Origin of the sequence: Pedobacter sp. L105 (assembly GCF_009765875.1) — a bacterium.
In the GTDB taxonomy this organism is placed as follows: Bacteria; Bacteroidota; Bacteroidia; order Sphingobacteriales; family Sphingobacteriaceae; genus Pedobacter.
In genome coordinates this window covers 448,812-460,245 of the sequence record NZ_LMUP01000002.1, presented here as the reverse complement: position 1 = coordinate 460,245, position 11,434 = coordinate 448,812, and the positions used below count along the sequence as shown (strand labels likewise).

The window sequence follows — 11,434 nt, the reverse complement described above, 5'->3', positions numbered from 1 at the left end:
TAAAAAGATTAGATTTGTATTATGAACCCTGATGAAAAATCTGAACCTATCGTTGAATTTTGCCAGTCTATATTTGAATTTAGATTCAGGCTGCGTAAGATGTTCCAGGTGAAATTAAAAGAAGCCGGTATGACCATCAGCTTTGAGGTGCTGGAAGTAATGAGTATCCTGCATAAAAAAGGAGGGATCAATCAGCAGGAACTGGCAGATCTGCTGTTTAAAGATAAATCCAGCATGACCTACCTGTTGGATAACATGGTAAAAGGAGGATGGGTATTGCGCAAAGAGGATGAAGTTGACCGGCGTAATAAACTAATATTTTTAACAGATAAATCGCATCAGTTGAAGGAAGAGCTTTCACCCCTGGTGGAACAATGTTTTGCTGTTTTATCAGAAAATATTACACCACAAGATATCAAAGAGGGAATGCATACGCTTTCTAAAATGAACAATTCACTGTTAGAATTTATTATTTAAGCATAAGCAATCCTTTTCAGGACCACTTATGCTAAATTTCTGATTGTTTACTATTTGAAATCAGTAGAGGCAGAAACCTCTTTCCATTCTTTCATTTCTGCTGATAACTGTTCTATCTTTCCGGTTGCACGTTTAAATGCATCGCTTCCAAGAAAGAGGTTAACAGGTGGCTCCGGATGTTCAACCAATTTGATAAAGGCAGCGGCAACCTGATCCGGATTGCCCGGTTGCGCACCATCCATCCGGTTAAATTTATCATGAAATTCCCTGATGTATTGATAATCGGCAATTTCATTTCTCCCAAAGGTTATAGATTCCGGTTTAGCAAAACTGGTCCTGAACCATCCCGGTGATACTACGGTTACGTTGATCCCTAAAGGTTTTAAGTCGTTGGCCAATGCTTCAGATAAACCACTGATGGCAAATTTCGCCGCTGCATACACTGACCATCCTGTGCCCGGAGCAAAACCAGCTATAGAAGAAATGTTGATGATATGGCCTGAACGCTGGGCGCGCAGGTAGGGCATGGCTTTTTGAATAACCCTGATCACAGCAAAGAAGTTGACATCGAAATTTTCATTGATCTCTTCATTGGTTAGCTCTTCCAAGGCACCTCCCATTCCATAACCTGCATTATTGACGATTACATCAATTTTTCCGAAGGTATTAACCGTTTGCTGAAAAGAATCAGCCACAGACTGATCATTGGTGAGGTCAACTTCAAGCGGCAGGAAATTATCGTTGGCGCCAATTGCTGCTGTTAAAGCATGCAACTTACGTGAGGTTGCCGCTACTTTATAACCCTGTTCCAATAGTTGTTTAACGAGTGAAAGCCCAATACCTTTTGAGGCTCCGGTGATATACCAAACTTTTGTGTTTTCCATGATTTTAATTTTAAACAAAGTTAGGACGGCAGGCGCATTTGATTTTGCGACATTCAAACCAGTATTTGTATAAATCAAACCATACGGAAAGCGGAGGGGTTAATCTTAGTTTGTTTTTTGAAGAAATTATTAAAGTGTGCCTGGTCTTCAAAACCCAGCAGGTAACTGATTTCGGCAATGTTCCAGCTGGTATGTTTGAGCATGGCTTTAGCTTCGCTGGTTAGCCGTTCAAAAATATGGTCGGTAGTTGTTTTTCCTGTTGTTTTTTTAACGGCCCGGTTAAGGTGATTTACATGGATGGAGAGTTTACCGGCAAAGTCTTTTGGTGAACGCAGGTTAAATCGCTGTGCGGACGATTCAATAGGGAACTGTCGTTCCAGTAATTCGGTAAAAACCGAGGTAATGCGGGAGCTGGCATCAGGGTGCTGAAACGAAACCACTGAAGGCTGCATTTTCATGGCATAATAGATCAGTTCACTGACGTAATTCCTGATCAGCTCATATTTGTAAATGTAGCCGGTATCTATTTCCCTGACCATTTTTTCGAAGAGGGAAGAGACCTCCATATATTCATCCAGGCTGAGGCTAAATACAGGTTTTGCCCCCGGGGCAAATAAGGGGAGTTCATTTAAGCTCAATCTTAAATTTTCTTTGAAAAATTCATCTTTAAATACGCAGAAGTAACCGCTGGTATCGGGAGTTAATGCATCATAGGTGTAAGGAACCTGAGGATTAAAGAATAACAATGTATTTCCTGTGATTGGTATACTTTCGTCTCCGTAATGAAAAACGTTATTTCCCCGGAACAACATGATCTTATAAAAATCCCGGCGGATATAAGCAGGTGAAACGGTACCAGACCGGATACGGTCTTCAATGTTGAATACATTAAAATGGCCTGTATCATGTTTTAGGTTTTCGGATAAATTATGAAACTTATAGCGGTAAAATTCTTCTAATGATTCGGTTTTGGTTGCCATCCATTGATTTGAATTTGTAAAATTGAAACTATTTTCAAAGGTAATGAATATCCTGTTAAAGCAAAGGTTGTTCATCATAACCTTTGTTGCCTTACCGTAAAGGTTCAGGGTTTTGGACAGGTTAGAGGCATCATTAGCATATATTATTTTTTGTTTTTTTCCTCAATCCAAAGAGACATGTATTTGGTGCTGTTTGCTGTATGATATTGTAAAATCTGACCGATAAAATTAAACTGACGATGTGCGGCCAGGCCCGCGGCTAGTGTGTTTAGCTTTTCTAAAAAAGAAGGTATGAATTTCGATTTTGCATACCGCTCGTTAATGATCGTTATGCCATTTTGCTGAGCTTCTAACCATTGGGCCTTGTCTTGGTATAAGCTGACCGCCTGATCAATAAAAAGCTCCGGTTGGTCTGCGATGGCCCCATTCCAATCGAGGTTTCCATGCATTGCTTCTGCTCCTACAGTAGTGGTCACAGCGGGTGTTCCTGTTTGCATCGCATCTATAAATTTTCCTTTCACACCCGCCCCAAACTGGATAGGGGCAAGTAATATCCTATGGCGTGTTATGGCTTCCTTTGCATCTTTTGCGCGGCCATGAACATAAAATCTTTCCTGTTCGTTATGGAACTGCATTACCTTTTGAGAAGGATAGGCACCGTAGATATGAAGTCCTGATTCCGGTAGTTTTTTTCTAAGCACCGGCCAGATCTTTGTTTTTAATATTTGCAGCGTATTCCAGTTTGGCTCGTGTAAATAATTGCCAATAAATACAAAACCTTCACGCTCTTCAAAACCTTTCCATCCCTGAATATGTGCAGGACTAAGTTCATCTTCTAAAAAGGGTAAATAATAAATTAATGAAGGATCTACATGAAATTGTTCCTTCAAAATGACCATTTCAATTTCAGAGATCATCAGAGAAAGATCACAGCGTAAAATGGAGGCGATCTCCCGTTTAGCCATATCCGTAAATAAGTCTGCTGCGGCAAATGGGATACCTTTTTTCACAGCCTGTTGGCGTGCATGGCGCAAACAATGCAGATCTTCTGTATCGAGTAACCGCATGGCATCCGGACATTCCTGTTGTACCCTCCAGCCATATTGTTCTTCCGTTACATAACGGTCAAACAGCACGATGCCGGGGTTGATCTCTCTCAAAAAATGGTTAAAACCTTCATCATTTAATCTGATCTCCTGTTCCTTTACACCTATATTTTCCAGGTTGAAACTAAACTCACCTTTTGATGCCGCGGAAGCAAAAAACACTTCATATCCCGTAGAAAGAAAGACATTGATCAGTTGAATGAGTCTTGTGCCCGCTGCCGATGAAACCGGCTCAGGCCATACTAATCCAATAACCAATACCCGCTGTTTGTTCATTTCCTTATTTTTTATGCAAAATAGATGTTTTTAATACATAATCTTTAAACAAGCGATTATTAGTAAATTTGTTGGGAAGATTATTGATCAACACATGCTAGGATTAAAATTATTGACAGACCCGCGCTGGGCAAATATTGCTGAATCAAATTTAGAAGAGATTCTTACTGATCATGCCTGGTGCGAACAAAAAGCTGCAACCAATGCGATCACGTTAATTGCAAATAATTCTGAACATATGGATCTGGTAGAAGAATTAACAGCCATTGCCATTGAAGAAATGCAGCACTTTCAACAGGTAGTGGATATCATAAAAAAACGCGGTTATACCCTGGGAAGGGAGCGTAAAGATGATTACGTAGGCCAGTTGGTTAAATTTAGCCGCAGGGATGGAAGCCGGAATAACGCTTTTATTGACCGTCTTCTGTTTGCAGCCATGATAGAAGCGAGAAGCTGTGAACGTTTTCGCGTACTATCTTTAAATATCAAAGACCAGGATCTGGCTCAGTTTTATCATGATTTAATGGTTTCAGAAGCAGGTCACTATACTACGTTTTTGAATTTTGCCCGTAAGTATAGCGTTGATGTGGATGTAGATAAACGATGGAAAGAATGGCTTGACTTTGAGGGTGAGCTGATTCAAAGTTATGGCAATAAAGAAGCTATTCATGGATAAACAATAAGGAATTTTATAGTTTAATTAATAAGCATGACAGAATTAGAAGTATTGGAAGAAGCTTTGTGTTCGGCCACTGGAATGGATAAAGAATCTTTCAGTTTATCCCTTCCTTACTGGCAGTTAAAAACGTATAAGAAAAACGAGTTTTATAACGAATATAAGAATGTATGCAAGCATCTGGCTTTTATCATCAGCGGGGTGTTTAGGGTATATCGTGTAAATGAGGAAACGGGCGACGAAAGGAATGTGATTTTTTTTTCCAGGTCTCAGTTCATGACTTCTTATAAAAGTTTTCTCAACCAGGAACCCTGTAATTACTATACGGAATCCATGATAAATTCAACGGTTGTATACATCCATATTGATCATCTTAATCAGTTGTATCATCAATCACATCAATGGGAGAAATTTGGAAGACTCACTGCGGAAGCAGCTTTTAATGATGTAATGAACAATACTGAAGGTTTTTTATTCAAAGGGCCGGAAGACCGCTACCTGGAGATGATCAAAAAGCATCCGGATATTATCAATTCAGTTCCTTTATACCATATTGCCTCTTATCTGGGTATACAGGGGCCATCATTAAGCCGTATCAGGAAGAGAATGGTAGGTAAGTAATTATTCCTTTTTGATCAGACTGCGTTTGATAAATAATATCGCCATCAATGCGCCTAAAAATCCAAGTAAGGCAGATAAACGCATGACTATAGCATACACATGGATAAAGCCAGTGTGATACGCTTTTTTAATCGATGATCTGGCAGTTTTTGTCATGCCTGGAGGAACCTGGGCATTTCCCAGATTTACCGATTCCTTTATCACCGCTGTTTTCTCGGTTGGTGTAAGCGGGAGGTCTTTCATCTGCTGGTTTAATGAGCCTGAAAAAAGAAGAACAGCTAATGCACCGAATATGGCATTGGCAAAAACATTAGCTATCCGTGTGGTGGCATTATTGATACCGGAAGCCGTTCCAGAAAAGTTATCACTTACCGAACCCATTACTGCCGCAGTAAGCGGTACTACAGTAAATGACATGCCGGCCCCAAAAACCAGTATTCCCGGAAAAAAGGTTGTCCAGTAATCAGCAGGCCCTTTTGTTTGCGCAACAAAAGAGAGGATCAGCAAACCGGTTCCTGCAACGGCTGGGCCAATAATAAGAAATAACCTGGGCCCATATTTATCTGCCAGTTTACCCGCAAATCTTGCGATAGATATCATGAGTACGGTAAAAGGTAAAAATGTTAATCCCGACTGCAGCTGGGTATAACCTTGTACCTGAACCAGGTTTAAGGAGAGAAAAAGCATTCCTGCTCCCAGGCCCGCATAGAGGAAAAATGTGAGTAAATTGGCCCCGCTGAACGTTGCGCTGGCAAAGAGTTTCAGGGGCATCATCGGATAACGGCTTTTACTTTCGATGTAAATAAATAAAAGCAAGAGCAGCAGACCGGCTGAAAGAGATCCTATAACCTGTAGATGGTTAAATCCTATTGCCGGTATACGGAGGAATCCAAAGGTAAGTATAGCCAATGCCAGAACGATCACAATTGCCCCTGGAAAATCTATCGTCTGAACAGGATCTTCCTCGTCTTTGATCTCGTCTACACGTAACCCTAAAATGAGCAGTGAGATTAAACCGATAGGGATGTTGATAAAGAAAATATAACGCCAAAGGCCGGCATCAGCTAAAGCACCACCCAATATGGGGCCTCCAACAGTAACTACCGTGGTAAAGGCAGACCAGGTGCCGATGGCCTTACCTCTTTGTTTTTCATCTATTGAGGAGGAAATGATGGAAAGACTTCCAGGGATCATCAGGGCGCCTCCAATTCCCTGCAATAACCTGAAGATGACCAATAAAGTAACACTGCTGGCAAATCCGCAGGCAGCAGATCCGGTGATGAAAATAGCGATCCCCGCCATGAATACTTTTTTGCGCCCTATGCGGTCGCCCAATGCGCCCCCGATCAATATCAGGGAAGCCAGCATTAACAAATAGGCATTGAGCACCCAGAAAAGGTCGCTGCCACTAGCCCGGAGGCTTTGCTGCAGCGATGGTAAAACTACATTTAATGCCGTACCGTCAATAAAAGCCATTGCAGAAGCCAGGATGGCCGAAACCATAATCCATCTGCCTTTAGAACTGTTCAGTGTAACTGTTGCCATGATATCATTGATTTAACCCGGGTCAATTATAAAAGGTCAATAGTTAATGCTTGTTTTATTTTGCTTTTTCAGATGCTTTTAAGTGTTCATCAATCAAGGCTGACAGTTCTGCAAATTCTTTTTCTGTATATCCCATAGACTGATAAATAATCTTTCCATGTTCATCGATCAGGATGTTTCTGGGAATAAATTGGGTAGCGAACTTGCTGAAAATATCTCTTTTCACATCAGGCAGAATAGGGAAAGTAAAACCTTTTTTCTCTTTAAAGGGAATCAATTTTTCCCATCCTTCTTCACGTCCAAATACGAAAAGAGCAAAGTTAGCATCGTTTTTATGTTTTTCCCAGATCTGCTTTTGCATTAAGGGCAATTCGATATTACAAGGCGGGCACCAGGTGGCAAAAAGGTTAATCAGTATTAATTTTCCTTTGTAATCACTGATATTGGCTACGGTGCCTTTTGCCGTTTCAAAAGCAAACTGAGGGACAGCATCACCAATTTTTGTCAGGGTAGTGGAATCTTTTTGAGAAAAAGCCGCGAAAGGCAACAGCAGCAGCAAAAATAGTAAGTGGTTCAGTTTCATCATAAATAGCGTTAAGGTTAATACATAAAACTACAAAATATTTAGTTTAATTTCCTCACCAGGATATTAAAATCAAATCCTGCAACAGGAATCCTTTTCCATTTGCCCTCTTCATACTGATAGGAACCACCGTTAAATAAGCCAATAGCGAAACTTGGTTCTGCACCGCTTACGGTTTCCAGCCATTCGATAGTAACCAATATATCCTTTTTAACCTGGATATGGTAGGGTTCCAGATCTACGCTAACCCTGCCTTTTCCTTTTGGTATCACACCTACAATGTCCTGTTTAACAAAGTTCTCTCCTGAAAGTATACCATTGAATTCATATACATTCACCTTAAATTTAAGGTTATCGCGGTCATTGCTTTGTACGCCAAAATCTAATTTTAGCAACTCCACCGGTTTTCTGCCAGCATTCATTTTAATGCCAAACTGATGGCCTTTAATAACCGAAGAACTGCTGTTTGATGAGCCTTGTCTTGGTTTGTTGCCAATAATTTTTGTTTTATCCTGCGCATGCACAGCAGTTGCAGAAAATAAAATAAATGCTGTAATCAGCATGGTAAATTTTAGAGCGGTTAATTTCCTGATCATAATTCTTAATTTAAGGTTGTGGTTATTATTAGCAAGACGATCCTTTAACTGAAAAGGTTGCATGTGAGTTGTTGATAAAAACAGACGGGCAGGGCCGTTATTGAGAAAAATTCTTATGTTTAAAAATGAATCTTAGGAAATCAATTGTTGCAGGTCTTTTTATATCCACTTTGGTGACCATTCTGGTTTCATTTACTGCCCAAAAACCGCATGCCAAAAACGCAAAAACAGACGACAAAGGAAAGATGCTGTTCAGGGCATATTGCAGTACCTGCCACATGCTGCCCGACCCGGGAAGTTTAACCAAAGAAATCTGGAAAATGCATGTGCTGCCGGTAATGGCTTCCAGGATGGGGATTATCTATCCCAATTATGATCCTTTAAAAGGACTGTCTGACCAGGAAAAGGTGATTGTAAAAAAGAACCATATTATTCCTGATCAGCCCTATTTACCGGAGGCTGACTGGAACGAGCTGGTGAAATATGTATTAGATAGTGCTCCTGACAGTATTCCTTATGATACAAAACGCCTGACCAGAAATAGTCCTTTAACGCAGTTTAAACGGGAAGACGTGCAGATCTATGGAAATGGCACTTCATTAATCACGGGCTTAAAGTTTAATCCCGCCACCCAAACCTTATGGATTGGCAGTTACAATAACCAGGTGATGAGCTGGCGATATGATGTAGGCGTAACCAGGCAGACCATGGCAAAAAGCCCTGTTGTTGATTTTAACTTTTATAAAGACAATACTTATTTTACCGAGATCGGTAAGTTATACCCTACAGAATTAAATCTGGGGGCTTACACCCAATGTGGTGATACGATCAGCACACCGGTGCTCAGCAATCTCCACCGCCCGGTTCATACCACGATGGAGGACCTGGACAATGATGGTGTTCCTGAAATTGTAATGTGTAATTTTGGTAATAAAACCGGGTCTTTGTCGCTGTTTAAAAAAGATAAAACAGGACAGTATACCGAAGATGTTTTACTGCCTGTAGCAGGGGCAATCAAATGCGAAGTAAAGGATATGGACGGTGATGGCAAAAAAGATATTATTGCCTTGTTTGCACAGGGTGATGAAAGTGTGTATATTTTTTATAACCAGGGTAATTTAAAGTTTAAAGGCAAACGTGTTTTACGGTTCCCGCCAGATTATGGAACCACCGATATGGTATTAGTGGATTATAACCATGATGGCCTTACAGATATTGTAACTGTACATGGTGACAATGCCGATTATTCAAATATTTTGAAACCTTATCATGGCATTCGCCTGAGTATCAATCAGGGTAAAGGTGTGTTTAAAGAGAAGTTTTTCTACCCGATTTATGGCGTGACCAAAGTACTGGCTTATGATTTTGATAAGGATGGTGACATTGATTTTGTGGCCAGCTCATTTTTTCCTGATTTTGGAAAGCTGGTTGATGAGTCTTTTGTTTACCTGGAAAATACAGACCAGAATAAGTTCACTTTTAAGTCCAGTATTTTAAAAAGCGATGTGCCGTTAAGAACGCTTACCCTTGAATTGGCCGACATTGACGGTGATGGTGATATGGATGTGGTAGGCGGTAATTTTTCGCTGGGTCTGGGACATCCCCCAAAAGAACTGGGCGACAAATGGAAAAACGCAAAATACGGACTTAACATTTTTATCAATCAGCTGTATCAACCAAAAAAATAATTATTCATTCCAAATCCTGTCTTATGCGCTTTATCAGTTATTCTATTTTGCTTCTCTTGTTTGCCCAGCTTGGATTTGCACAGCAAAAAGATCTTCCGGGCGTGCGGCGAATCCCTGCGGAAGGAGTGCAGATCAGCGATAAAGAAGAGCAGGAACTGATGCTGGGTTTAGAGGCTTTTGCAAAAACAATTGACCAGCTAAAAATAAAGGAAGATCAATTTACGCAGGACCTGCTGCCGGATGTACTGATCTATTATAAGGCAGTAGATTATGCGGTGAGATACCACGAGTTTTTTCACCTGCCGGAGGTTGCACTGGCCAGAACCCTGTTACAGGAAGGACAGCAGCGGGCAAAAGACCTTTTGGAAGGTAAGGCACCCTGGACTACACAGAAAGGGGAGGTGGTAAGAGGTTATATTTCTAAAATAGACGGATCAGCGCAGCCTTATGGCCTGAGTATACCAGAGAATTATAGTCCCAATGGTGCGAAATTTAATCTTACCCTGTGGTTCCATGGGCGCAGTGAGTATTTATCAGAGGTCAATTTTATAGCCAATGGAAAAGGGTTTTTCCCGTTAATGCCGGCAATGAAAAATACGATCATGTTATATCCTTATGGCAGATATTGCAATGGTTTTAAATTTGCAGGAGAAGTGGATGTGCTGGAAGCGATGGAAGCTGTAAAAAAGCAATATTCCATCAATGAAAAGGGCATATTTAACAGGGGCTTTTCTATGGGCGGAGCTGCAGTATGGCATTTCGCTGTACATTATCCCGACTGGTGGATCGCTGCCAATCCGGGTGCCGGTTTTGCGGAAACTACAGACTTTTTGTTATTAGATAAGGAAGTCCTTCATCCAAATTGGTATGAAAAGAAACTGCTGCATTTATATGATTGTACCGATGATGCCAGTAATTTATCCAATCTGCCTATTGTTGCCTATAATGGAGATAAAGACCAGCAAAAACAGGCTGCAGATGTAATGGAAAGGGCGATGAAAGCAGAAGGTTTATCACTTACCCGCGTTGTAGGAACAAATATTGGTCATGCATACACGCCAGTCGCCGCAAAAACAGTGGATAGCCTGCTGGAAATAGAAGCTGTAAAAGGTAAACGTCCGGCACCAAAAAAACTGCATTTCACTACTTATACGCTGAAGTACAATAAAATGTATTGGTTAACGGTCGATGCCTTAAAAGAACATTGGGAAAGAACAAGGGTTGATGGTGCCATTACAGGCCAGACGATTGCTTTAAAAACCGCCAATGTCACTGCACTGAGTTTAGACCCTTCAGTTTTATCTGCTGTGGTAGATTTAAAAAAGCCGGTGATGATCAATATTGATGGAACCGCAGTCACCATAAAACAGTTGGCTAAGTCACCGCTCAATTTTCATTTGGAGAATGCCCAATGGATGATCGGCAGTGCCAAACCCGGGCTGGTAAAAAAACATGATTTCCAGGGGCCGGTTGATGATGCTTTTATGTCGGCTTTTATCGTGGTCAGGCCAACAGGCAAGAGTAAAAACCTGCTGTTTGACCAATGGTCAAAATCGGAACTGGAACGTTTTGTGATCCAGTGGAGGAGGCAGTTTCGCGGAGAGCCCATCGTGAAGAATGATGTAGATATTACCGGGGCCGACCTGTCTGCTAATTTGGTTGTTTTTGGAGATGAAGAAAGTAATATGGTAATCAGGGAGATCAATAACAGGCTTCCTATAAAAAGGGATTCGAAACAAATTTATGTTGGCGATAGCACCTATTCGTCTAAGAATCACGCGCTGGTAATGATCTATCCAAATCCTTTAAACCCTAAAAAATACCTGGTTTTAAATAGTGGTTTTACGTTTAGGGAAGAGGCTTTTTTAAATAATGCGAAACAAATACCGATGCTGCCTGATTGGGCGATTATCGATCTGGATACACCTCCCGGCGCTGTTTATCCTGGTAAAGTAATCCGTGCAGGATTTTTTGGAGAACAGTGGGAACTGAAAAAATAAAG

Annotated in this window: 11 protein-coding genes; 5 read left to right on the top strand and 6 right to left on the bottom strand. The window is 40.9% G+C overall.

Annotated features, from left to right (window positions below; translation table 11 throughout):
* Positions 1–21: 21 nt before the first annotated feature.
* Positions 22–477 (top strand): MarR family winged helix-turn-helix transcriptional regulator, encoded by a 456-nt coding sequence (locus tag GSQ84_RS03150; protein WP_158795793.1) that lies wholly within the window; start codon positions 22–24, stop codon positions 475–477.
* Between the two features lie 50 nt (positions 478–527).
* Here the strand turns inward: GSQ84_RS03150 and GSQ84_RS03145 are convergent, their stop codons facing one another.
* The 3 genes from GSQ84_RS03145 to GSQ84_RS03135 all read right to left on the bottom strand — a co-directional run bounded on the left by GSQ84_RS03145 (position 528) and on the right by GSQ84_RS03135 (position 3,723).
* Entirely contained in the window at positions 528–1,361 is an 834-nt protein-coding gene (locus GSQ84_RS03145) for an SDR family oxidoreductase (RefSeq protein WP_158795792.1), read from the bottom strand.
* A 74-nt stretch (positions 1,362–1,435) separates the two neighbouring features.
* The gene (locus tag GSQ84_RS03140) at positions 1,436–2,341 is read right to left on the bottom strand and encodes an AraC family transcriptional regulator (RefSeq protein WP_158795791.1); all 906 of its coding nucleotides are present in this window, start codon (positions 2,339–2,341) and stop codon (positions 1,436–1,438) included.
* A gap of 143 nt (positions 2,342–2,484) precedes the next feature.
* Positions 2,485–3,723 carry a glycosyltransferase gene (locus GSQ84_RS03135; protein ID WP_158795790.1) on the bottom strand — a complete coding sequence of 413 codons (1,239 nt, stop codon included), beginning with the start codon at positions 3,721–3,723 and terminating at the stop codon, positions 2,485–2,487.
* A 94-nt stretch (positions 3,724–3,817) separates the two neighbouring features.
* Here GSQ84_RS03135 and GSQ84_RS03130 point away from each other — a divergent pair, with 94 nt between their 5' ends.
* Both GSQ84_RS03130 and GSQ84_RS03125 read left to right on the top strand, forming a co-directional pair.
* Entirely contained in the window at positions 3,818–4,399 is a 582-nt protein-coding gene (locus tag GSQ84_RS03130; RefSeq protein WP_158795789.1) for a tRNA-(ms[2]io[6]A)-hydroxylase, read from the top strand.
* A gap of 33 nt (positions 4,400–4,432) precedes the next feature.
* A complete protein-coding gene (locus tag GSQ84_RS03125) occupies positions 4,433–5,020 on the top strand; it encodes a Crp/Fnr family transcriptional regulator (protein WP_158795788.1) in 588 nt (195 codons plus the stop codon).
* Here GSQ84_RS03125 and GSQ84_RS03120 read toward each other — a convergent pair whose 3' ends face one another.
* From GSQ84_RS03120 to GSQ84_RS03110, 3 genes are read right to left on the bottom strand one after another with little or no spacing between them, the layout of a single operon-like run.
* Positions 5,021–6,565: an MFS transporter gene (locus GSQ84_RS03120; RefSeq protein ID WP_158795787.1), complete on the bottom strand. Its 1,545-nt coding sequence runs from the start codon at positions 6,563–6,565 to the stop codon at positions 5,021–5,023.
* 55 nt (positions 6,566–6,620) lie between these two features.
* Positions 6,621–7,151, bottom strand: a complete 531-nt coding sequence (locus tag GSQ84_RS03115; protein ID WP_254070767.1) for a TlpA disulfide reductase family protein — start codon at positions 7,149–7,151, stop codon at positions 6,621–6,623.
* Between the two features lie 38 nt (positions 7,152–7,189).
* Positions 7,190–7,744 (bottom strand): hypothetical protein, encoded by a 555-nt coding sequence (locus GSQ84_RS03110; RefSeq protein ID WP_158795786.1) that lies wholly within the window; start codon positions 7,742–7,744, stop codon positions 7,190–7,192.
* Between the two features lie 125 nt (positions 7,745–7,869).
* Here GSQ84_RS03110 and GSQ84_RS03105 point away from each other — a divergent pair, with 125 nt between their 5' ends.
* Together GSQ84_RS03105 and GSQ84_RS03100 are read left to right on the top strand one after the other, a co-directional pair.
* Positions 7,870–9,432: a VCBS repeat-containing protein gene (locus GSQ84_RS03105; RefSeq protein WP_158795785.1), complete on the top strand. Its 1,563-nt coding sequence runs from the start codon at positions 7,870–7,872 to the stop codon at positions 9,430–9,432.
* A 23-nt stretch (positions 9,433–9,455) separates the two neighbouring features.
* Positions 9,456–11,432 carry a prolyl oligopeptidase family serine peptidase gene (locus GSQ84_RS03100; RefSeq protein WP_158795784.1) on the top strand — a complete coding sequence of 659 codons (1,977 nt, stop codon included), beginning with the start codon at positions 9,456–9,458 and terminating at the stop codon, positions 11,430–11,432.
* Positions 11,433–11,434 lie beyond the last annotated feature (2 nt).

What these genes read in the sequence shown, in the direction of transcription:
- GSQ84_RS03150 (WP_158795793.1), top strand. Translation starts at nt 22, where the DNA reads ATGAACCCTGATGAAAAATCTGAACCTATCGTTGAATTTTGCCAGTCT.
- GSQ84_RS03145 (WP_158795792.1), bottom strand. Translation starts at nt 1,361, where the DNA reads ATGGAAAACACAAAAGTTTGGTATATCACCGGAGCCTCAAAAGGTATT.
- GSQ84_RS03140 (WP_158795791.1), bottom strand. Translation starts at nt 2,341, where the DNA reads ATGGCAACCAAAACCGAATCATTAGAAGAATTTTACCGCTATAAGTTT.
- GSQ84_RS03135 (WP_158795790.1), bottom strand. Translation starts at nt 3,723, where the DNA reads ATGAACAAACAGCGGGTATTGGTTATTGGATTAGTATGGCCTGAGCCG.
- GSQ84_RS03130 (WP_158795789.1), top strand. Translation starts at nt 3,818, where the DNA reads ATGCTAGGATTAAAATTATTGACAGACCCGCGCTGGGCAAATATTGCT.
- GSQ84_RS03125 (WP_158795788.1), top strand. Translation starts at nt 4,433, where the DNA reads ATGACAGAATTAGAAGTATTGGAAGAAGCTTTGTGTTCGGCCACTGGA.
- GSQ84_RS03120 (WP_158795787.1), bottom strand. Translation starts at nt 6,565, where the DNA reads ATGGCAACAGTTACACTGAACAGTTCTAAAGGCAGATGGATTATGGTT.
- GSQ84_RS03115 (WP_254070767.1), bottom strand. Translation starts at nt 7,151, where the DNA reads ATGATGAAACTGAACCACTTACTATTTTTGCTGCTGCTGTTGCCTTTC.
- GSQ84_RS03110 (WP_158795786.1), bottom strand. Translation starts at nt 7,744, where the DNA reads ATGATCAGGAAATTAACCGCTCTAAAATTTACCATGCTGATTACAGCA.
- GSQ84_RS03105 (WP_158795785.1), top strand. Translation starts at nt 7,870, where the DNA reads ATGAATCTTAGGAAATCAATTGTTGCAGGTCTTTTTATATCCACTTTG.
- GSQ84_RS03100 (WP_158795784.1), top strand. Translation starts at nt 9,456, where the DNA reads ATGCGCTTTATCAGTTATTCTATTTTGCTTCTCTTGTTTGCCCAGCTT.